This window comes from Aeromicrobium sp. Root344, from assembly GCF_001425755.1.
In the GTDB taxonomy this organism is placed as follows: domain Bacteria; phylum Actinomycetota; class Actinomycetes; order Propionibacteriales; family Nocardioidaceae; genus Aeromicrobium.
Map to the genome: position 1 here is coordinate 1,894,434 of NZ_LMDH01000001.1, position 22,223 is coordinate 1,916,656.

Genomic DNA, 22,223 nt, shown 5'->3' on the forward strand with positions numbered 1-22,223 from the left:
GTTCAATTGCGGCCCTTTTCGTTGAGAAAAAGCGTGACAGGCGTTGCATCAGCCTTTAGTGTATTCCCAATATATAAAGTCGTTCTACAACGTCAGGAGCACATCGTGAGCCTCATCAGGTCGAGACGGAGTCACCGGGCTTTCGTTCCAGTGGTGCTGGCGGCGTTGACGCTCGCCGCATGCAGCGGTGGGAAGGGCGATGGCGACGCGAACGAGCTCCCCAATCCCCGACCCAGCGTCGTGGGCACGGCAAGCGGAACCATGGACACACTCACGTGGGCGTTGCCCCTGGGTGAGCCGAACACGATCGACCCGCCGAACACGGCGTACTACAGCAGCGGCCTGGTGGCCAACAACTTGTGCGAGTCGCTGTTGCGGCTCAACGCGGACTACAGCACCTCCGATGGGCTGGCGTCCCTGTCCACGCCGACCCCGACGACGCTTCGCCTCAAGCTGCGCACCGACGTCACCTTCTGGGACGGCACGCCGATGACCAGCGCTGACGTCGTCTGGAGTCTTGAACACACTCGCAAGAGCATCGTGGGTCCCCTGTACGAGAACGTGAAGTCCATCAAGGCTGTCGACAAGCACACCGTCGACCTCCACCTGGCCCAGCCGGACCGGTTGCTGCCCAAAGAGTTCGCATCATTCTCCGGAAGTGTTCAGCAGAAGAAGTTCTCCGAGCAAGCCGGTGACAAGCTCGGTACGCCCGGGACCGGCGTGATGTGCACCGGGCCGTACCGCTTCGAATCCTGGAAGCCCGGAGCGGGAATCACCCTGACTGCGAACCCGAAGTACTGGGACACGAGGAACGCAGCCAAGGCATCGACCGTGAACCTGAAATTCCTGACAGACTCGAGCGCGCTCGGCCAAGCCCTCAAGACCGGAGGCGTCGACGGTGCCTACGAGGTGCCGGCGTCACTCGTGCCGGCACTGAAAGACGTGGACGCCGGGACGCTGACCCTCGGCTCACCCAGCCAGCAGTACGTCGGACTCTCCCCGATGCGCGCTGACGGGCCGCTCAACACCCCGGAACTGCGCAAGGCGTTCTACATGACGATCAATCGTTCGGATCTTGCCAAGGGGCCGTTCCACGGCGCGGCCGAGCCCAACTACACGGCGGTCAACACCTCCGCCTGGGACAACCCGTCCACCGGCGACGCCGGTCGCAAGCAGTGGCGAAAGGCGTACGACGAATTCGCCAAGGAGCGCAAGGACTGGGGTTCAAGCGCGGCTATCGCCGAGGCGAAGAAGCTCGCCAAGTCGGCGGGCTACGACAACAAGCCGATCACGCTGGCCGTTCCAGCCGGTGACCAGACCTTCAGTCAGATGGCGGTCCTGATCCGCCAGCAGGCTGGCATGGCTGGATTCAAGGTCAAGATCCGTTCGCTCGATCCTGCGCGCTACTCCGCCGCCACGACCGACCCGGCTGCGCGCACGGACATCGATCTTTACATGAATTTGAGCTTCAACGTCGCGCCGGACCCGCTCGAGGCGGTGACGACGTTCGTGCCCGGCACCTATTTCAACTTCATCGGCTATGACAATCCGGAGGTGACGTCGCTGATCGCCAAGGCCAGAACGGCCCCCGACGCGGCCGCCGGTGCTCATGACCTCATAGCAGCCCAGGCGAAGTACGAGGAGAACTACGGGTTCCAGGCGCTCGTCCAGCTCAACGAGATCAGCTTCCTCAAGAAGGATCTCGGCGGGATGACCACGTCGTTCGCCTACCTGAACCAGCCTTCTCTCGCATCGATCGGACCAAAGAAGTGAGCAGTGACATCCCTACGGCCGTCCAGCTCGATCGAGCCGCCGAGATCTTGGAGCGCCGGGACCTCGACGCGATCGTCGTGTGGTCGCGGCAAAGCCTGCGTCATCTGTCCGGTCTCTACTTCCCGCACCTGGCGTTCCTGCCGGAGGAGTACATGTTCCTGGTGTGCACGCGTACCGGTGATCACGTTGTCGTCGCCTCGTACGCCCTGCCTCCGGACTACGCGGCAAAGTCGGGCATCCGGACGGTGTACTGGGACTTCAACACCGATCCCTGGGGGGCGCTGACCGCTGAGCTGCGCCGACTGGGCGTCGACCGGGGCCGCATCGGGGTCGAGCTCGAGCAGGTGACGGTGAGCGACATGCGCCGCTGCGAGGCTGCCTTTCCTGCGGCGACGTGGCACGGCGTCGACCACGACTTGATGATGGCTCGGCAGATCAAGACGACGGCGGAGATCGCGCTGATCGACGAAACCGCAAAGGCGGGTGAGCGCGCCATGGCGGCGGCGATCGAGCGCGGCCGCGTTGGGATGACCGATCGTGAGTTCAGCCTGGAGCTCCGGATCGCCTCGCTTCGGGAGGGCGTCGACGAGCTGACGTGGCTGGCGTTGAACTGGAACTCCATCGATCAGCGGACGCATCCGACCGACGTCCCCATTCGCGACGGCAACGTCTTTTCCATCGAGATGGGCTTGTCCATCGACGGCTACTACTGCGACCTGCAGCGCACCGTCGGGGTCGGGGCGGTCAGCGACGAGGTCTTGTCGACCTATCGGCAGCTCATGGACATCCAGGGCCGGACCATCGCGTCCATGACACCGGGGACGAAGGTCTCTGACGTGCACCGGAGGTTCGACCAGGACATGTCTGACCACGGCCTCATCATGTGGGACTGGTGGCTCGGGCACAGTCTCGGGCTCAACGTCCATGAAGGTGGCACCATCTGGCTGTCCGGTGACGTTGACGTCGTGCTCGAGGAGGGCATGGTGTTCGCGCTCGAGCCCGTCGTGACCTCACCCGCAGTGCTGGCGGTGGAGGACAACCTGGTGATTGAGTCCGAAGGGGCGCGCCTCCTGTCCGGCGCGCTCGACTGGTCCGAGCTCGTTCGACTGGGTCAGGCGGTTCCGGCGCGTGCGCAAGGGAAGTGATCGCGTCGTCGTCGGTCCTGGGTCGATCCCTGACTACCGGATCGAGACCATCGAAGGCGTCAGGACCGGTGGCGTGTCGCACTGGCAGCAGCAGGTGGGGCTACCGGCCGCCAGCGAGACGCTTCCCGGTGACCGCACGGCGGACGTGTGCATCGTCGGTGGTGGTCTGACCGGTTTGTGGACCGCCTACTACCTCTCCGAGGCGGATCCCACGTTGGACATCGTCGTCCTCGAGGCCGAGTTCGTCGGGTACGGCGCCTCAGGACGCAACGGCGGTTGGTTGTCGGCCGAACTGCCTGGAAACAGGGCGACGTACGCGCGCGGTCCCGGCGGAATGTCGGCCGTCGACCGGCTCGCTGCCGAGCTCGCTGACTCGGTGGATCGAGTCATCGACGTGTGCCAAACCCAGGGCATCGAGGCCGACGTCGTCAAGAGTGGGGTCATGTACGTGGCCACCTCGGCGGCTCAGCTGGCACGCCTTCAGTCGACCACTCCCGCTCCCGGTTCTCGGGTCCGGATCCTCGACGCCGAGGAGAGCTCCGCGCGGATCAAGGTCGCCGGAACCCGCGGAGCCGTCCTGGATCCACAATGCGCACGGGTGCAGCCGGCGAAGCTGGTGCGCGGGCTCGCCGAAGTCGTTAGGGCGCGTGGCGTGAGGATCTACGAGCGGACAGAGGTGCAGCGCGTCGAGTCGGGGCGTGCCGTGTGTGAGACCGGCACCGTCACCGCACCTTTCGTGCTGCAGTGTCTGGAGGGCTACACCTCGGCCCTGCGCGGTAACCGCAGGACGTGGTTGCCGATGAACTCCGCCATCGTGGTCACCCAACCGCTCTCCCAGGACGTCTGGTCCGAGCTCGGCTGGGCCGGCAACGAACTGCTGGGCGATCTCGCGAACGCCTACTACTACGCGCAGCACACCGCGGACGGCCGCATCGCATTGGGCGGCCGCGGACGCCCGTACCGCTACGGGTCTGCCACGGACGTCGACGGCGTCACCCAGGCCTGGACGATTCGTTCCCTTCGCGAGACCTTGGAGCGCGCCTTCCCTCAGCTGAACGGCATCACGCTGGAGCATGCCTGGTGCGGCGTCCTCGCTGTGCCGCGTGACTGGTGCGCGAGCGTCAGCCTCGACCCGCGGACTGGGGTCGGTTTCGCAGGCGGCTATGTCGGGAGCGGGCTCACCGCAACCAACCTGGCAGGACGGACGTTGCGTGACTTGGTGCTGGGAAAGCAGACGGACCTCACCACCCTGGCCTGGACCAACCGGCCCGTGCGACGTTGGGAGCCCGAGCCACTGCGCTGGCTCGGGGTCAACGGCATGTATGCGCTCTATCGTGCTGCGGACAGACGGGAGTTGGCTGGACTCGACCGCCCCAGCCGACTTGGTCGATTCGCCGACCGCCTCTCAGGCCGTTGAGGTGGCGGGAAGCAGGTCGAGGCGCCTGAGTGCTGCGTGCAAGGTGCTGACCTGACGCTCGGCGGGCCAGTCCTCGCGGTGCTCAACGCTCGCGAGGACGATGCCGTTGGTCAGGACCCGCAACAGATCGACGTGCTCCTCGAGCTCGTCAGCGGGCACGAGGCCGACGAGGTGGTCGTGGATCAGTGCCCGCATCCGACGATCCATCGTTAAGGCGAGTATCGGTCCGGTCTCGGGGTCTGACAGCAGCACGATTCGGCTCCGCTCCTGGTTCCACCCAGCTTCGCTGCGGGGGAGCATCCACTCCAGCAGGACCCGTAGCCGGTCGGGCCGGTCCATCCCGGCCTCGAGCTCGGGCAACAAAGCGTCGTACTCCTCCAGGAGCGTCTCGGCGAGGCCGAGAAACAGGTCCCGCCGCGTGGGGTAGATGTGAGTGACCAACGTGATCGACCCGCCGAGCTCGTCGGCGATGGCCTTGAGCGTCAACCCGTCCAGGCCCACCTCGGCCAGAAGGCGAATGGCGATCGAGGTGATGTTGCGACGTCGTTGCACGAGGTCGAGAGCGCGGGGCATCTGGTCATCTCCTCGATCGAGCTCTCACTATGGCACGCGTGTCTGCGAGCCAGGCTTGCCCACAACACAGTGTTTGTGTCTGTTGCGTAACACAACGCGTGTCATACAGTATGCGACAACCGATCGTATGGAGAACCATGACTGACGAGCTGCACTGGAAGACCGCCTCGGAACTGGGCCGGATGTATCGACTCCGCGAGGTTTCCCCGGTCGAGGTCATCGATGCTGTTCTCGAGCGGATGGAGCAGGTTCACCCGTCGATCAACATCATGGTGACGACGACCGCGGACCAGGCCAGGGTGAGCGCACGCGAGGCCGAGGCTCGACTCGGCTCCGGCGAAGACCTCCCGCCGCTTTTCGGCGTGCCCATGACGGTCAAGGATCTGGCCGAGACCGCGGGGGTCCGCACGACGTATGGATCCACGGCCTACGCCGACCACGTCCCCGACCTCGACGCCATCGGTTGGGAGCGGTTGAAGGAGCAGGGCGTCATCCTCCTGGGCAAGACCACCACGCCGGAGTTCGGACTTCTCGGGGTCACGGAGAGCAAGCTGACGGGGTCGACGAGCACTCCGTGGCGCCCGGGCTACGCCGCCGGTGGTTCGTCAGGCGGCGCGGCGGCGGCGGTGGTCTCTGGTGTGGGACCTGTCGCCTGGGGATCTGATGGTGGCGGCTCGATCCGAGTGCCTTCGTCGTTGTGCGGCGCGGTCGGCATCAAGCCGTCGATCGGCCGAATCCCGACGAGAGACAACACCGACAGTGACTCGACGGACGGTCCCATCGCGCGCACGGTCCTCGACGCCGCCATGGTCCTCGATGCCACGGCGGGCCATCACCCTGCCGACCGATTCTCGGTGCCCCGCGAGGCGCGCAGCTATGCCGACGCCGCCAGCGCTCCCGGAGATCTGACGGGCGTGCGAGTGGGGTATTGCCACGACCTCGGCCAGAAGGTGCTGGACGCAGAGGTGCGGCGACTGTTCGACCGGGCCGTGGACGACATGCGTGCTGCAGGAGCGTCGATCGAGGGAGTCGAGATCGAGCTGCCCGACACTGAGTACGTCTTCGACCTCGTCAATGGATACAGCTATGTCGACGTCCTGGAGGAGTTGCGGCGCGAGGGTGTCGAGGTCTGGCCGTCGATCCGGGAGTTGGCAGACCGTGGCTCTCGGCTTTCGGGTCGAGAGGTGCACGGCGTCCACGCCGTCAAGACGCAGATCTACAACGCCTTCAATGACGCGATGACAGGGCTTGACGTCTTGGTGACCCCCACCACCGCTGTCTCCGCGTTCCCCAGTGAGGGCGACAAGGGGCCCGCGCTACAGGTCGGCGGCCATGACACCATGCCGCTGGGCATGCTGATCCACATGATGACCGAGCCGCCGTCGCACGCTGGCCTGCCCGCTCTCTCCGTTCCCGGCGGATTCACCGACCAGGGCCTCCCGATTGGCGTGCAGTTCATCGGCCGGCTGTGGGGGGACGCCGATGTGATCTCGGTGGCTGCTCGATACGAGCGCCTGAACGCGTGGCACGAGCACCATCCAGCTCTCTAGAACAGAGGCCATTTACATAGTGTGATGCTCGTTGTATATTGCATGTCTTGCTACCCCTCGCGGGTGCGACCCATCAAGGAGTGGATATGACGACATCACCTGCACGCCGCGCTTGGTATCAACCTCCCCGTGGCGTTGGCGCAGTGGCGACGGCCGCGGTCGTCGCTCTGCTCCTGTCGGCGTGCTCAGGAGGCAGCGGCAGCGACGGCTCCGTCAAGGGTGCGGACAAGCTGGTCACGAGCCTCGCTCCGGCGAAGGCGGACGTCGCAGCCGTCAAGTGGAACCTCACCGCCGGTGAACCGACCACCCTCGACCCGGCCAATGCGGCTGACTACAGCTCCGGCCAGGTCGTGATGAACCTGTGTGATGCGCTCCTGACGATCGACGCCGATTACAACCTGAAGCCGAACCTTGCGACCTACAAGCAGGTGTCCGACACGCAGCTGGTGCTCAAGATCCGCGAGGGTGTCACCTTCTGGGACGGCAAGCCGCTGACTGCCGAGGATGTGGCATACAGCCTCAACCGAGCCTCGAAACCGGACAAGATCATCAGCTTCGCGTTCTTGAACGTGAAGTCGATCGTCGCCACAACCAGGGACGAGGTCACGATCGACTTCACCCAGCCTGACGCCATCTTCCTCAAGGCGCTCGCCAACATCACCGGCGTGGTCCTGGAGAAGGACTTCACAGAGAAGGCCGGCGACGCGATGGGCACCTCCGCGGGCGGACTGATGTGCAGCGGCCCGTTCAAGCTCGACGACTGGAAGGTCGGCAGCGAGATCAGGATCAGCCGCAATGACGACTACTGGAATGCCGAGCGGCGTCCGTTCGCGAAGTCGGTGACGTTCTCCTTCGTCACAGACGGGACGGCCCTCGCCCAGGCGCTGAAGTCTGGTGAGATCGACGGTGCCTACGAGATCCCGGCTTCGGCCGTACCGGCCCTGCAGAAGGCGACATCAGGGCGAGTCACGTTCGGTCCGTCGATGCAAAGCCTGAACGTGTACGTGGCCAACCCGGGTGGCGTCCTCGCGGACCACAAGATCCGGCAGGCGCTCCAACGGATCGTCAATCGCGAAGCCCTCGCCAAAGCCGTCTTCCATGGGGCCGCCGTTCCGAACTACACCGCTCTCACGCCGGCGACATGGCCGAACGACCAGAAGGACGTCTACCAGAAGGCGTATGACAAGATCGCGGCCAGCCGCAGCTATGACCCGGCGGCGGGCAAGAAGCTGATCTCGGACTCGGGCTACGACGGTTCGCCGCTCGTCCTGGCGATCAACGCGGGCGACGAGACCATGTCGCGGGCCGCTCAACTTCTGCAGCAGGATGCCAAGAAGGCCGGGCTGACGATCAAGATCAAGGCGCTGCAGCCGCTGATCTTCACCCAGGCCGGTTATGACGCGACCAAACGCAAGGGCATCGACCTGCTGATGTCGACGAGTTTCAACGGCACGCAGAACCCGCTCGAGCCGATGGGCTTCACGTACCTTCCCGGGCAGCCTTACAACTACACGAACTTGGACAATCCCGGAGTCACTGAGCTGCTGGCCACGGCCCGCAAGACTCTGGACGGAGACGCGCAGGCGCCGCTGGTGACCAAGGCTCAGGGGCTCGTCGAAGACGACTCCAGCATCATTCCGATCGTCTCGACCAACACGGTGACCTATCTCGCCAATGACTTCACGGGTGCCATCACGTCCTTCGCCTACTGGTCGATGCCGCAGATGGCGTTCGTCGGCGCCGCCAAGAAATAGCAGCCACCGGGGCGGCACGGGCACAGGCGCGATCACTAGATAGAACAACCATTGTATAACCGAAGGACATCATGGGAATTCTGACGGACGATCTTTCCGAGGTGAAGACGGTCAGCGTCTCGCACCCCAGCGAAGCTCCTACTCTCGTCGGGCAGGAGTTCGTCACGCCGTGGTTCACGATGGACGAAGACCGTGCGGACATGTTCGAGAAGGGCACGTATCTCGACAGCTACCCCCACCGCTACGGAGGCGACGACGCCTATGGCGATGACCTGGTGGAAGGCTTCCACCTGCTCGGCATGTTCGACTTCCTGCTGAACCACAGCATCTGGTCAGAAGGGCCGTGGATCGCGTGGAACTACGGTGTGGACAAGGCTCGATTCGTGTCGGTCATCCGACGGTCCGACCCGTTTCGACTGAGAGGCACGATCGTTGACGTCGTCGATCGCGGGGCGCAAGGTCACCTCGTCGTCGTCGATGTGGTGGGTGAGGTGCGAGGCAGGGCCAAGCCCGGCTTCGTCGCGACCTCCCGTGCTCTCTGGACCACAGCCGGATGAAGGTGGATGGGGCGACCTCTGCTTCGTTCACGATCGACTATCGCGACCATCATCGCCGGGTGGCCAGGATGACCATGCCCGAGGCGCTCGACTTCGCCGGCGAGACATGGGCTGACAACCCGGCGCTGACATTCCTCGAAGGAGGAGGGCCAGATCGTACGTGGGCACAGCTTCGCGAGGACGTGACGCGCGTTCGCTCAGGCTTGCAGGCTGCCGGGGTCCGCCACGGCGACCGAGTGGGAGTGCTCTTGGACAATCAGCTCGAGTTCCCCGTCAGCTGGTTCGCCATCGCGGAGCTCGGTGCGGTCATTGTGCCGATGAACCCGAAGTACACGCGGCGCGAGATCGAGTTCGTCATGGGTGACGCCGGCGTCACCTGGCTCATCGCCGACGCCACGATGCTAGACAGCCTCAGCGTGGACGGAGCGCTGGGCGATGTCGCGCAGGCCAGGGTCGTCGTGGTGGGAGACGAAACTGACGAGGGTGACCGAGGCTGGCTGAGATTTGTCGACCTGCTCGGTCACGAGGAACTTCCAAGAACTCAGGTGCCCGGCGTCGACGACCTCGCCAACATCCAGTTCACGTCCGGTACGACGGGGCTGCCCAAGGGCTGCATGCTGACTCACCGTTACTGGATCGCTGGAGGGGTCCAGTCGGCTGCACTGTTCGACGACCCGCAGCGGATCCTCGCCGACCATCCGTTCTACTACCTGCAGAACCAGGCGTACTTCACGATGGCGCTTGCCGGTGGCGGCGCGCTTCACGTGACGCGCGGACTCAGTCGCCGCAAGTTCATGGGCTGGCTGGTCGATCAACGGATCGATTTTGCGTGGATCGACGACGGGATGCTGGACGTCCCGAGGAGTGAGCTGGACCGACAGCTCGTCCTCAAGAAGGCGCCGGTCGCGGCCCTGCCCGCGGAACTGCACGCTGAGCTGGAGTCGCGCTTCGACCTCGTCGCCCGAGACTGGTATGCGAGCACCGAGGTCGGCTCCGGCACGTTCGTCCCCTTCGATCGCACCGACCTCGTCGGCTCCGGCTCGATGGGCCTCGTCTTCCCCAACCGCGAGTCCAAGATCGTGGACGCGCAGCTCGAAGAGGTCGAGGCGGGTGTCGTCGGCGAGTTGTGCCTTCGGGGGGACGGGATGATGCAGGGCTACTACAACCGTCCTGAGACCAACGCGGAGCTGTTCCTTCCGGGTGGATGGTTCAGGACCGGGGATCTGGTCCGCAAGAACGCAGATGGGCTGCACTACTACCAAGGCAGGCTTCGCGACGTCATCCGCCGCAGCGGCGAGAGCATCGCGTCCGCCGAGGTCGAACAGCAGATCCTGACCATGCCGGAAGTCGCGGAGGTGGGCGTCGTCCCGGTGCCCGACCGCGAGCGTGGCGAGGACGTCAAGGCAATCGTGGTCCTCAAGCCCGGAGAGAGCGCGACGGCTGAACAGGTCGTGGACGGGGCCCTCAAAGGCCTCAGCTCGTTCAAGATCCCTCGATACGTCGAGTTTCGCGCCGAGCTCCCGATGACATCGAGCGGCAAGGTGCGCAAGGCGGCACTACGGGAGGAGGACCCCTTCAACGACAGCGTCATCGACGTCACCGGTCCCAACAAGAACAAGTACGTGAAGACCGCTGCCGAGAGAACCGGTCACGTGGAATGAGAGCGAAGCACCATGACGTTTGAGATTCTCAGCGGGCCGGACACAGCCATGCCCGCAGCCAAGCCGAAGCCCACCAGCGTTGACGGGCAGGCAGAGTCCTCGGTCAGTATCCCAGGACTACTGGCCGGCGAAGTCGGTCTGTGGGAATGCGACGAAGGTACGTTCAGCGCGGACCGATCGGCGTTCGCCGAGGTCTGCTACATCATCCAGGGCGAAGCGGTCATCGCGACCGACGGTACGTCGGATGATCGGACGGTGGCTGCCGGTTCGCTGTTCGTCCTGCCGCGAGGGTGGCGTGGAACTTGGACGATACACAAGCAGGTGCGGAAGGCATTCGTGCTGATCAGCGACGAGACTCCTGCCTGAGTGCCTGGAGCAGAACCAGCGGGACCGCGAGCGAGTCGTGTCGTGAGGCACGTCGTATCGCATCCGTGATACAACGGGTCGTGTGACCGTGCCGTCAGGCACTGATCTGTCCCAATGGTGAGGAAGGTGGCGTGCGATGCCCAGGTTTGTCGACCACGACGTCCGCAAGCGTGACATCGTGCGAGCGACCCTGGAGATCCTGGCCGAGTCCGGCACTGGTGGCCTGTCATTTCGAGCGGTCGCGGCTCGTCTTGGTGGCTCCACGACCTTGGTGACGCACTATTTTCCCAATCAGGACGCACTCTTTGCCGAGGTGGCATCGTCCTCGCTGGAGCAGTGGGTCGAGGAGATCGACGAACTCGACCAGCGGGGCAGGACGCCCGAGGAGCGCCTCCAGAACCTGCTGGTATGGCTCATGCCGGTCACCCCCCTCGGTCTCACCCAGGAGCGTGCACGCATCAACCTCCTCTCGTCCCAGCTGCTCGGCGTGGGGCACCGAACTGCTCTGGAGGAGTGGGACGTCAAGATCAGGTCCGTGTTGCGAAGCCACCTCGAGGAACTGGTGCCGCAGGCCGACGTCGAGCGAACCGTCGAGCTGTTGCGGGTCACCATCAGCGGCGTCGTGCTCACGGTGGTCGAGCACCCTGACTCATGGCCTGTCGAGCGCCAGCTCGCCATCGTCGAGCACCTCATGCTCTTGCTCGGGATCCCCCTTGCTGAGCAAGGGGTTGTCGTCGACCCTGTCAGTGCTCTCGAGCTCTCACCCCGGGCTGAGCCCCACGCGTAGCCGCGCCACCGGAAGCAACTAGCGGGCGGTAGGCCGCGGGCTCAGTCGACGGTGATCGGCAGCGCCCCCTCAATGGCCGGTCGACCAACTTATTTGTACAACAGACGTTACGCAACGAGCGCGCATCCGCTACGGTTGATAAAACGTTCATTGTAAATAAAGTCGATCCATCGGAGAGCTCTCGTGACGACGTCCCCCAAAGTCGCCGTCGACAACGTCGTCTGCTGGCCCTCAGATCTTGCCGCGGCATGGTCCGCCTGCCCTCTTGAGCCTGTCACGCACGTACTCGGCCGGGCCATGCGATCCAGCCCCGATCATGTGCCGCTGGTCTTCGAGGATGGCTTCGAGGTCACGTGCGGCCAGCTCCTGGCCGAGATCGAGCACTTGGCGGGGGTGCTGTCGGACATCGTTGGAGTAGGTGACCGGGTCGTGGTGGCGATCGGCAACCGCACCGAGTTCGTCATCGCCTTCCTGGCCATCGTCGCCAATCGAGGGGTGGCCGTGTGCCAGTCCCCAGAGCTCGGCCCGCACGAGGCCGCATTCGTTGTCGACGACTCGTCGTGCCGGACCGCACTCGTGGACGAAACGGCGCGAGCGGTCTTCGACGACCTGGCCGCATCATCCGAGGTCCTCGAGGCGGTCCTGCCGGTGATCGGCGAGGAGCCGCGAGGGTTCCGGCACCTGTCTGCGGATGCCGTACCGCTGGACATCGTCACGGTTGACGCCTCGATGCATGACGTGGTCGACATCGGCTACACCTCCGGGACGACGGGCCTCCCGAAGGCGCTGGGCGAGACGCATCGAAGCATGCTGCGGTACGTCGATGTCCATCTGCGGACTCACGCGGACCCATCCCAGCGGCTCATGTTTCCGCTCCAGCTGCACTACGGCGATCCGCTCACCGGTCTGTTCGCAGCCATCGTCGGTGGCACCTCGATCGTCCTCGTACGTAAGTTCAGCGTGTCCCGGTTCTGGGAGGTGGCCCGGCGCACGGGGGCCTCCTCGATCTTCACGATCGGTTCGATCCCCGACATGTTGCTGAACAGCACACCTTCCCCAGACGATCGAGCGCACCAGGTTCGTGAGGCCGTCGCCGTCGCGGTTCCCCGCGCTCGCCATGCGGAGCTGGAGCAGCGGTTCGGATTTCCCTGGCGGGAGGTCTACGGCTCGTCGGAGACCGGGCCCGCCATCGCGATGCCGGCCGAACACGGTCACCGGTTCGTCGGCACAGGCGCTCTTGGCATCCCTTATCCCGACGTCGAGGCCCGGCTGGTCGACGAGCGAGGCGAGGCGATTGTGGGCGCGGGACTCGGCGAGCTGCAGGTCCGAGGAGAAGTCGTCTTCTCGGGGTACGTGGGCCATCCGGAGGCCACCGCTGAGGTCATGGATGGAGACTGGCTTCGAACAGGGGACATCCTTCGTCGGGACGATCATGGCGTCTACTACTTCGAGGGCAGGAGCAAGGAGCTCATCCGCCGCAGCGGCATCAACGTCGCGCCGGCCGAGATCGAGTCGGTTCTTCGCCTGCACCCATCCGTCGAGGATGTCGCGGTGGTACCCGTCGCGGATGCCGTCATGGGTGAGGAGATCAAGGCGTACGTGAAGCTCGTCGAAGGTGCGGGGTGGGAGCCTGGCGAGCTTTCGGCGTTCGCGGCGGCGCGGCTGTCGCGCCAGAAGCTGCCACGCTACCTAGAGGAGCGGATGGAGCCGTTCCCACGCACGGAGACGCAACGCATTCCGAAGGCCAAGCTCATGGTGAACGGTGAACACCGAGTCGACTTGTGCTGGGACAGCCGAGCTGCGACTTCGAGCCCCGAAGGCTGAGGACAGGCCACCATGCCGCGAGCGCCGCTGCCTTTGTGGGCCGAACGCTATCTGACACAGCCGCGTGATGCCGTGCTCGCGACGATGCGGCGCGATGGTGGTCCTGCTGCAGTGCCATGCTGGTACGGCTACTCGGAGGGTCAAGTCTTCCTGTCGATGGGTGGCCGGGCGAAGCGTCTGGAAAACATCAGACGAGATCCGCGAGTCGCGCTGAGCGTCCTGGCCAACGATCCACCTCGGCACCTCTCGCTCACCGGGCTCGCCATCGCCATTCGCGCTGACCCTGATCTGGAAGACATCGACGTCCTGTCCCAGCACTACCAGGGGTGCGAGTGGCACGAGCGCGGGTCAACGGAGATGACGACTGTGGTCGTCAAGGTGCACAGTTGGATTGCTTTCGGCTTCGACGAGATCGCCGACCACTGAGGTCACCCCGCCATCGGGGAATGGATGTGTCTGCCGGTCCGCCTGCCTAGGGCTTGATGATGACGCGCCCGAATGCCTCGCGACTCTGAACCCGGCGGTGCGCCTGCGCCGCTTCGGAGAGAGCGAAGGTGCGGTCCAGCACGGCTGTGAATTCTCCCGAGAACACCCGGTCGAGCTGCTCGGCGATGATGGCAGTGGCGCGATCGTTGTCCCGTACCAGCTCCTCGACGAGATAGTAGCCGCGCAGGCTCGCGTTCTTCAGGAGCAGCGGGATGAGATCGGGGGCGGACTCGTCGCCGCCCATCGTCCCGATGAACACGACCGTCCCGCGGTATGCCACCGCGTCGATGCAAGCGGCCAAGGCGGGGCCGCCGACCGGGTCGATCGCGAGATCCACGCCCCTGCCATTGGTGATCCGCATGACTTCGGAGACGGTGTCGACCTTCGTGTAGTCGATGCCGTGGTCGACGCCGTATCCGGAGAGTCGTTCCAGGCGTTCCGGCGAGGATGCCGTTGAGATCACCGTTGCCCCGGCCGCCTTCGCGAGCTGTATCGCCGCCAGGCCGAACCCTCCGGAGCCGGCTTGGACGAGAACTGTCTGACCGGCCGTGAGCCCGCCGAACTCGAACAGAGTCTCGTGCGCAGTCCCGAACTCCACGGGAACGGCAGCGGCGGTGTCGAAGTCCATGCTTTCGGGAAGCACCCACGTCCAGCTCGAGTCAGCGACGGCGCGTTCGGCGTGGGATCCATTCAGCATGATTGCGGCGACACGCTGCCCGATGGTGCGATCTGTGACGCCTGATCCGACTGCCTCGATCACGCCCGCGACCTGATAGCCCACCACGTGCTGAGGGGAAGGGACTTCATCGGCGGCGCGCGCGCGAACGTCGCCGCCTTGCAGCCCGATCGCGTGAACTTTCACGAGCACCTGATCTGGGCCGGGGACCGGATCGGCGACGGTCGCGTATGTGAGAACGTCGGGCGTGCCGGGTGCGTCGTAGACAGCGGCTTTCACGGGGACTCCTGGGTGTGTGCGGTTGGATGGCCAAGTTCAAAGTGGTTCGGGTGCTCGTCGGAGCGTTGGGCCGGTGTCGCATCAGTCGACGGTGATGACTGGCAAGGTGAGGGTCGCCGGGTGCTCGCCGCCCAGGAGCAGCTTCTGCTCAACGGCGACCTTGATCCTTGCGCTCCACGGGGAATCCTCGGTCCCGGGATGCACCAGGAAGTAGGGGAAGTCGCTGGTCGCAATCTGCAGCTGCAGGCAATGGCCGGCCTGCAGACGGTAGGCATTGTCGTCGAGGAGAAGTCGGACGTCGGTGCCATAGGGCTCACTCAGCACGGCGCGGCCCCACGAGATCGGCCGGGTCGTGCCATCCGGATCGACGTCCTGCAGCTTCGCGAACACGTGCGTGCTCGTACTGGCGTACTCGAGCCGTACGTTGAGCTCTGGCTGGCCGGCGAAGTCGAGGGGCGCCTCGAGTGGTGCTGTACGGAAGGTGAGAACGTCGGCGCGCTCAGCAAGGTCCCGCTCGTCGGGATAGCCGGCGAGCAGGTACCAGAACGTCTCGATGTCGGTGCTGGACGGCACCGGGTCGAGCGGGTCGTGGGTCCATGAGAGCGCGCTCGGCTCAGCGTCCGGGCCAATGGCGAGTTGGTGCGGGCCCGACCCGTCCTGCACGAGATGGAACGTGCTGGGAGAGGACGGCGGCGGCCATTCGGAGGAGTGTTGCCAGCCGACATGACCGAGGTGCCAGCGCGCCCGCGGCCGGGGAGTTGACGGGATCTGGCCCTTCACGTGCTCGTCGAAGAAGTCAGCCATCTCGCCGCACTCCTCGCGGATCTTGTCCATGAGGGTGTCGTCGTCGAGGTACGGGTTCTTGGCGTCGCCTGCGTCGACGTCCTCGAGCTTGAAGCCTCCGTGGTCAGCGGAGCCGACACGCAGGTAGTGCAAGTGGCGGCTGCCGGTCAGGCTGCGGAAGTGGCGCCAGTCCCGGAAGCCCTCGGGAGCCAGGCCAGGGTCGTAGTAGTTCTGCCAGTGCAGGATCGGCACGCTGGTCGTGTGCCATGGATTGCGGTCGCCGTAAGGGTTGTTCCAGCCCTGGTGGTGCGTCCCTTCGATGAGCGCCTCGACGCCGACGGACGTTCCGAGCTGCTGTCGTGCCTGGTCGAGGAGGGCGAGGACGTCGGCGGAGCCCCAGTCGATGTCGATGAGGTAGCCGTCGTTGTTGGTCCAGATCTGGATCAAGTCCTGCAAGGAGATGTTTGCGGGGTTGTCGAGCGACCACCGCGATGCCACGTGGCGGGCGCCCATGTCGATCCCGGTGACCTGAGGGACGGCTGCCTTCAGCGCAGGGTGTCCGCTCGCGACTGCGGCCCAGCACGTGAAGCCGTAGTAGGAGGCGCCCACCGCGCCGGCTGTTCCGTCCGACCATGCCTGCTGGGTGATCCATTCGAGGGTGTCCCGGCTGTCGGCGACATCGAGCGCGTAGGGGACCGTCGCGCCCTTGGACCGGAACTTTCCGCGGACGTCCTGAGCAACGAATGCGTAGCCGCGGCTGTTGAAGTACTCGGCCTCGAACCGCAGCCCGGTGTAGCGGCTGGACTTGTCGTATGGCGTCCGAACGATGATCGCCGGGAACGGTCCCTCGCCTTCAGGCAGGTACACATCCGTCGCGAGTTCGACCCCGTCCCGGGTCTGCACCATGAACTCCGTCGCGGCGGGAGACGGCTCCTCGGACCGCATTGTCTCGATGATCTCGAACGTCATCGGTAGCTCCTCGGACGGCGCGACAGCATTAATACAACAAGTGTTACGCAAAACGCTGTGGCTCGCTAGTCTTTGTAAAACACCCGCGGTACTACCTGCTTTCATCATGCAGCTGACCGCCCAGGTTCTTGGAGGGACCCGCTTGTGAAGCACGAGACAGTATTCGAACGGCTACCGGCCAACTCGGCGGCCGTCGCGCACGCGCTCGGAGCGGCGGCGCAGTCGGTGTACTGGCTGGACGGGATCCAGTCGGAGACCTACGAGCAACTGCGCGGCGAGACGCGTGCCGATCTGACGATCGTCGGCGGCGGCTACACCGGCTTGTGGACTGCGGTGCTGGCGAAGCGACGCAACCCAGCTCAGCGCGTAGTCCTGTTGGAGGCTGAGCAGATCGGCTGGGCAGCATCGGGTCGCAACGGCGGCTTCGCCGAAGCGAGCCTCACCCACGGCGAGGAGAACGGGCGATCCCGGTGGCCTGACGAGTACGAGACGCTGGATCGCCTGGGTCGCGACAACCTCGACGCCTTCGAGCTGGACCTCAAGGACTTGGGTCTTGACGCAGAGCTCGAGCGGACAGGCGGTTTGGCCGTGGCGTACGAGCCGCACCAGGTGCGCTGGCTTGAGGACGCGGATGACGGGGTCTGGCTTGATGAGCCGGCGGTGAAGGCGGAGATCAACAGCCCGATCTTCCTCGCCGGCCGGTGGAAGACCGATGACTGCGCTCTCGTCCATCCCGGCAAGCTGGCGAAAGAGCTGGCCCGGGCGGCAGCCGAGCTTGGCGTGGAGATCCATGAGCATTCTGGTGTCACCGGGCTCGAGTCGGCCCGTCCAGGTCCGGTCCGAGTGCGGACCGCCCGCGGGGCTGTCGTCAGCGACCGGGTTGCCCTGTGCACCAATGTCTTCCGACCTCTTCTGCGGCGTACCCGACTCATGACGGTGCCGGTGTATGACTACGTGCTGATGACGGAACCACTCACGTCCGAACAGATGGCCCAGGTTGGCTGGCGCAACCGCCAAGGCCTGACGGACCTGGCCAACCAGTTCCACTACTCGCGGCCGACCGCCGACAATCGGATTCTCTATGGCGGCTACGACGCGGTCTATCACGTCGGGCGCAGGGTGCGGTCGCAGTACGAGGATCGCCCGGTGACCTATGAGCGGCTCGCCTCGCACTTCCTGACCACGTTCCCGCAGCTCGAGGGCGTGCAGTTCAGTCACCGCTGGGCCGGCGCCGTCGACACCTCGACGCAGTTCTGCGCCTTCCATGGACTGGCCCGCCAAGGCCGCGTGGCGTACGCCTCGGGGTTCACCGGCCTTGGCGTGGGCGCCACCCGCTTCGCCGCCGAGGTGATGCTCGATCGTCTGGCCGGTCAGGCGACGCCGAGGACGCAGCTGGAGATGGTGCGCAAGAAGCCGCTGCCGTTCCCACCCGAACCACTCGCCAAGATCGGCATTGAGGCAACCAAATGGTCACTGGATCGCGCCGATCACCGCGAGGGCCGACGCAACTTCCTGTTGCGAACCCTGGATCGCCTGGGACTAGGGTTCGACTCGTGACATCGGATCGGGCATCGGCCGCCTTGCTGGTCGAGGACGCGCAGCAGCTAGCGCTGGAGCACTCAGCCTTGGATGCGGAGAACGTCGTGGCCGGCGACCCGACGACTGCGCTCGCTCCATTGCACTCCGATGAACGTGTCGAGGTGGGGATCTGGGAGATCACCTCCGGAGTGGCGACTGACATCGAGGTGGATGAGATATTCGTCGTCCTGTCTGGTCGCGGGAGGGTGGAGTTCGCGGACGGCTCGGCCATTCTCATGGCTCCTGGATCGGTCGTGCTCCTCAAGGTCGGAGATCGCACGACGTGGGTCATCTACGAGACTCTGCGAAAGGTCTATGTGGCTCTGCCACAAGTCGTCTCGACGTGAATTCGAGGGGACTCGTCTGACGCGCTTGCTACTGACAAGCGGCTCAACGAAATCCTGATGTCCCTTTGGGAATCAGGAGGACTTTGCCGGTGGCCCGGCAGTCCTAGAGGGTCAGGTGCGCCTGCGTGGCCCGCGGCGAGCGGGAACGAAGGGCGCAGGGCACCGCTCTCGAAGTGGGGCGCGAGCGTGGGAAATGTCAACGCTGCACCCTCCGCTCGTCGATCCGGATCGGGCCCCCGACCGGATATGTATCTCGTCCGGTCGATCGGGGTAAACGCGGCCCACCATTGACAGAACTTGCCAATTGGATAATTCTGGACACCCGTGCATCGGCGTGCCCCCGCCGACCGTCCAAAGGTGTGATCCCCATGGCCCGCGAATCCCGGTATGACGTTCTGTTCGACCCGATCCAGCTCGGTCCCAAGACGTTGCGGAACCGCTTCTGGCAGGTCCCGCACTGCAATGGCGCCGGCTCGGACCGGCCCGGGTTCCAGGCGGCATTCCGCGGCATGAAGGCCGAGGGGGGCTGGGGAGCGGTCTTCACCGAGATCTGCACGATCGCGCCCAGCAGCGACGTCATGCCCTGGGTCAGCTCAAAGCTGTGGGACGCGGGGGACGTCCGCAACCTGGCGCAGATGTGCGACGCCATCCAGGAGCACGATGCACTCGCCGGCGTCGAGCTCGTGCACTCAGGCGGGCTGGCGCACAACGCCGAGACGCGCGCCGGTGGACTGACGGTCTCGCAGCTGCCGAACGACATCAACCACATGGCCAACGGCCGTGCGATGAGCAAGCGCGAGATTCGGGATCTCCGCCGGCTGCACGTCGACGGCTTCAAACGCGCGCGGGACGCGGGGTTCGACCTGTTGACCTTCTACGCCGGCCTCGGGACGTTCCCGATCTTCTTCCTGTATCCCTTCTACAACCGCCGCACCGATGAGTACGGAGGCTCTTTCGAGAACCGGACGAGGTTCACCCGCGAGGTGTTGGAGGACATTCGTTCGGAGATCGACGACTGTGCGATCGGGATGCGCTTCGTCATCGACACGCTCGAGGAGCCGTACGGCTACGGCGATGGCGGCGTGAGGGCCCACGAGGAAGGCAAGGACTTCATCGCTGCCTTCGATGACCTGGTCGACTACTGGGACATCAACATCGGCACCTTGAACTGGGGAGAGGATGCCGGCTCCAGCCGGTTCTTCGACACGAACCACGAGGCGGAGTACACGCGCGTGGCCAAGGAGGTGGCGACCAAGCCGGTGATCAACGTTGGCCGATTCACCGATCCCGACGTCATGGTCAACGTCATCAACTCAGGACAGTGCGACATCATCGGCGCTGCTCGGCCATCGATCGCCGATCCGTTCCTGCCCAAGAAGATCGAGCTGGGCCAGCTGGAGGACATCCGCGAGTGCATCGGCTGCAACGTGTGCGTCTCGCGGTGGGAGATGGGCGGCCCGCCGATCTGGTGCACCCAGAATGCGACCAGTGGCGAGGAGTACCGCCGTGGCTGGCACCCGGAGAAGTTCTCCGAAGCAGCCAACAAGCAGAAGCCCGTCCTGATCATCGGCGCCGGTCCGGCAGGCATGGAGGCCGCGACGGTTCTCGGCAAGCGCGGCTTCGATGCCGTGCACCTCGTGGACGCGTCGGCCGAGCTTGGTGGACACCTGACGTGGATGACGACGATGCCCGGGCTGGCCGCCTGGCGACGCGTGACGGAGTACCGCGAACGGCAGATCAGCAAGCTCCCGAACGTCGAATTCATCCCGAACGTGAGCCTCGACGCCGCAGGTGCCTTGGACTACGGGGCGGAGATCATCATCAACGCGACGGGGTCTCGCTGGTCTGGGGACGGCATCAACGGATCACTCCACAACACGATCGAAGGAGCGAACTCATCGATGCCGGAGGTCGCCACTCCGGAGCAGCTCGTCATCGAGGGCAAGCAGCTCGGCAGCCACGTGGCCGTGGTCGACAGCGATGGCTATCACATGGGCTGCACGGTCGCGGAGTTCTTGGCTCTGCAGGGACGCAAGGTCACCTACATCACGCATTTCGACAACCTCGGCCCCTACCTGCGGAACACGCTTGAGGAGCAGCGCCTGTACCAGCGGCTCGTTGAGCTCGGCGTGGAAATCCTGTCCCAGCACGTGACCCTGTCGTTCGAGCCGGGCAAGGTCGGGCTGATCCACGCCTGGAGTGGCGCGGAACGCGTCGTCGAGGCCGATTCCATGGCGCTGGTGACGCATCGCTACTCCCATTGCGACGTGTACGACCAACTGCTCGACGACGAAGACCGGCGAGTCGCCGCCGAGGTCAGCCAGCTCCATCTGGTGGGTGACGCGCACACTCCGGGCATGATCGCCCAAGCCGTGTTCTCCGGTCATCGCCTCGCGCGCGAGATCGATTCCCCGGATCCCGATACGCCGCTGCCGTTCATTCGTGAGCGACGCCTGCTGGCCAGCACAGAAGACGACTTCCAGCTTGGTGCGAAAACGCTCCTGCCACTCCTCCCACTTTGACCGACGAGGTCTCCAATCGCAGCCGTCCAGATGGATGGATTGCCCCGACCCGCACAACGAAGGACAGTCATGCCGATCCCCCAAGGGCTCACACCCACACCGTTCTCATCCAGGTTTCCCAGCGATGTCGTCGAATGGATCGACATCTACGGCTTCGCGGTCCCGGCCTTCATCAGTGACCCGGCCGAGGAGTACACAGCGATTCGCAACCGGGTCGCAGCTCTCGAGTTCTCCATGTTGTACAAGTGGGATCTTCGCGGCCCGGGAGCCATCGACGCTGCGGATGCCGTGTTCTCCCGCAACGTACGCAAGCTGGGCGCCCGGCGGATCGCGTACGGCGTCGTGGTCGACGAGCACGGAATGATGGTCGACGACGTCACGGCTGTCGTGCTCGCGAACGACCACGTCCGGGTGATCGGCGGCAATCCGCAGACGGCGCGGATGCTCGAGGAGCGAGCGCCGACGGGGACGACGCTCGAAGAGGTGCGGGACACACTTGCGGTGCTGTCCCTCCAAGGTCCGCGAAGCAGAGAGGTGCTCGCGAAGCTGACGGCCGCCGATGTCTCCAACGACGCGTTCCCCTACTACACCTTCGTTCCCGACATGCAGGTCGCTGGGATCGAGGCGCATGTCAACCGCATGGGATTCACCGCCGAGCTCGGATACGAGATCATGGTCCCGGTCGACCGAGCAGAAGAGCTCTGGGACGCAGTCTTCGCTGCAGGCGCTGAGTTCGGCATCGCGTCGGCCTCCGCCGCCGCCCTCATGATGTGTCGTGTGGAGGCAGGGATGATCATGGGCGAGCTCGAGTACGACAGCACCGTCTCGCCGTTCGAATGCCGCATGGGCTGGGCGATCGACCTCGAAAAGGGCGACTTCGTCGGCAGAGACGCATTGCTCGCGGCGCGAGAAGCAGTCACGGGGCGCGTCGTCTCCTTGGCGTTCGACAGCGACGTTGGCGACGTGGACGGGTCTCGGGTGACGATCGACGATCAGGACCTCGGCTTCGTGACGATGGGTGTGCCGTCTCCCGTGATGGGCGGCAACACGCTGGCATTGGCGCGGGTGCACAAGGGTGCGGCGAAGATCGGGACCAAGGTGGTCGTCGGAGGTCACACGGCGCTGGTTCACCGCACTCCGGCGTTCGATCCCGATCGTCTTCGGGTCAGGAGCTGA

At 65.0% G+C, this 22,223-nt stretch carries 18 protein-coding genes; 15 read left to right on the forward strand and 3 right to left on the reverse strand.

Annotation, left to right across the window (positions count from 1 at the left end; translation table 11 throughout):
* Positions 1–105 precede the first annotated feature (105 nt).
* The 3 genes from ASC61_RS09380 to ASC61_RS09390 are packed head-to-tail and all read left to right on the forward strand — an operon-like array spanning position 106 to position 4,335.
* Positions 106–1,773 (forward strand): ABC transporter substrate-binding protein, encoded by a 1,668-nt coding sequence (locus ASC61_RS09380; protein WP_157439437.1) that lies wholly within the window; start codon positions 106–108, stop codon positions 1,771–1,773.
* Positions 1,770–2,918: a M24 family metallopeptidase gene (locus tag ASC61_RS09385; protein WP_056211250.1), complete on the forward strand. Its 1,149-nt coding sequence runs from the start codon at positions 1,770–1,772 to the stop codon at positions 2,916–2,918. The genes ASC61_RS09380 and ASC61_RS09385 overlap by 4 nt, the downstream gene beginning before the upstream one ends.
* Before the next feature lie 49 nt (positions 2,919–2,967).
* Entirely contained in the window at positions 2,968–4,335 is a 1,368-nt protein-coding gene (locus ASC61_RS09390) for an NAD(P)/FAD-dependent oxidoreductase (protein WP_056215511.1), read from the forward strand.
* Here the strand turns inward: ASC61_RS09390 and ASC61_RS09395 are convergent.
* A complete protein-coding gene (locus ASC61_RS09395) occupies positions 4,324–4,908 on the reverse strand; it encodes a TetR/AcrR family transcriptional regulator (protein WP_056211252.1) in 585 nt (194 codons plus the stop codon). The two genes, ASC61_RS09390 and ASC61_RS09395, sit on opposite strands and share 12 nt — an antisense overlap.
* A 38-nt stretch (positions 4,909–4,946) precedes the next feature.
* On the opposite strand from ASC61_RS09395, the gene ASC61_RS09400 reads away from it, so the two are divergent.
* The 8 genes from ASC61_RS09400 (at position 4,947) to ASC61_RS09435 (ending at position 13,833) form a co-directional block, all read left to right on the forward strand.
* Positions 4,947–6,458 (forward strand): amidase, encoded by a 1,512-nt coding sequence (locus ASC61_RS09400; RefSeq protein WP_200935419.1) that lies wholly within the window; start codon positions 4,947–4,949, stop codon positions 6,456–6,458.
* Between the two features lie 353 nt (positions 6,459–6,811).
* Entirely contained in the window at positions 6,812–8,212 is a 1,401-nt protein-coding gene (locus tag ASC61_RS09405) for an ABC transporter substrate-binding protein (RefSeq protein WP_268750628.1), read from the forward strand.
* A gap of 101 nt (positions 8,213–8,313) precedes the next feature.
* Complete coding sequence (locus ASC61_RS09410) at positions 8,314–8,769, forward strand: hypothetical protein (protein ID WP_056211257.1); 456 nt, start codon at positions 8,314–8,316, stop codon at positions 8,767–8,769.
* A 68-nt stretch (positions 8,770–8,837) separates the two neighbouring features.
* A complete protein-coding gene (locus tag ASC61_RS09415) occupies positions 8,838–10,430 on the forward strand; it encodes a class I adenylate-forming enzyme family protein (protein ID WP_157439596.1) in 1,593 nt (530 codons plus the stop codon).
* Between the two features lie 12 nt (positions 10,431–10,442).
* Entirely contained in the window at positions 10,443–10,796 is a 354-nt protein-coding gene (locus tag ASC61_RS09420; RefSeq protein WP_082530560.1) for a cupin domain-containing protein, read from the forward strand.
* Between the two features lie 136 nt (positions 10,797–10,932).
* A complete protein-coding gene (locus tag ASC61_RS09425; protein ID WP_056211261.1) occupies positions 10,933–11,583 on the forward strand; it encodes a TetR/AcrR family transcriptional regulator in 651 nt (216 codons plus the stop codon).
* 297 nt (positions 11,584–11,880) lie between these two features.
* Positions 11,881–13,407: an AMP-binding protein gene (locus tag ASC61_RS09430; RefSeq protein WP_056211263.1), complete on the forward strand. Its 1,527-nt coding sequence runs from the start codon at positions 11,881–11,883 to the stop codon at positions 13,405–13,407.
* A gap of 12 nt (positions 13,408–13,419) precedes the next feature.
* Positions 13,420–13,833 (forward strand): pyridoxamine 5'-phosphate oxidase family protein, encoded by a 414-nt coding sequence (locus ASC61_RS09435; RefSeq protein ID WP_082530561.1) that lies wholly within the window; start codon positions 13,420–13,422, stop codon positions 13,831–13,833.
* A gap of 46 nt (positions 13,834–13,879) precedes the next feature.
* Here the strand turns inward: ASC61_RS09435 and ASC61_RS09440 are convergent, their stop codons facing one another.
* Together ASC61_RS09440 and ASC61_RS09445 are read right to left on the reverse strand one after the other, a co-directional pair.
* Positions 13,880–14,848, reverse strand: coding sequence for a quinone oxidoreductase family protein (locus ASC61_RS09440; RefSeq protein ID WP_056211267.1), 969 nt, complete (start codon positions 14,846–14,848; stop codon positions 13,880–13,882).
* A gap of 81 nt (positions 14,849–14,929) precedes the next feature.
* The gene (locus ASC61_RS09445; protein ID WP_056211268.1) at positions 14,930–16,600 is read right to left on the reverse strand and encodes a CocE/NonD family hydrolase; all 1,671 of its coding nucleotides are present in this window, start codon (positions 16,598–16,600) and stop codon (positions 14,930–14,932) included.
* Positions 16,601–16,744: 144 nt separating this feature from the next.
* Between ASC61_RS09445 and ASC61_RS09450 the strand changes: the two genes are divergently transcribed.
* The 4 genes from ASC61_RS09450 to ASC61_RS09465 all read left to right on the forward strand — a co-directional run bounded on the left by ASC61_RS09450 (position 16,745) and on the right by ASC61_RS09465 (position 22,223).
* The gene (locus ASC61_RS09450; protein ID WP_056211270.1) at positions 16,745–18,157 is read left to right on the forward strand and encodes an NAD(P)/FAD-dependent oxidoreductase; all 1,413 of its coding nucleotides are present in this window, start codon (positions 16,745–16,747) and stop codon (positions 18,155–18,157) included.
* Complete coding sequence (locus ASC61_RS09455; RefSeq protein WP_056211272.1) at positions 18,154–18,525, forward strand: cupin domain-containing protein; 372 nt, start codon at positions 18,154–18,156, stop codon at positions 18,523–18,525. The genes ASC61_RS09450 and ASC61_RS09455 overlap by 4 nt, the downstream gene beginning before the upstream one ends.
* 125 nt (positions 18,526–18,650) lie before the next feature.
* Positions 18,651–21,047 (forward strand): oxidoreductase, encoded by a 2,397-nt coding sequence (locus ASC61_RS09460; RefSeq protein WP_157439438.1) that lies wholly within the window; start codon positions 18,651–18,653, stop codon positions 21,045–21,047.
* A 69-nt stretch (positions 21,048–21,116) separates the two neighbouring features.
* Positions 21,117–22,223 carry an aminomethyltransferase family protein gene (locus tag ASC61_RS09465; RefSeq protein WP_056211277.1) on the forward strand — a complete coding sequence of 369 codons (1,107 nt, stop codon included), beginning with the start codon at positions 21,117–21,119 and terminating at the stop codon, positions 22,221–22,223.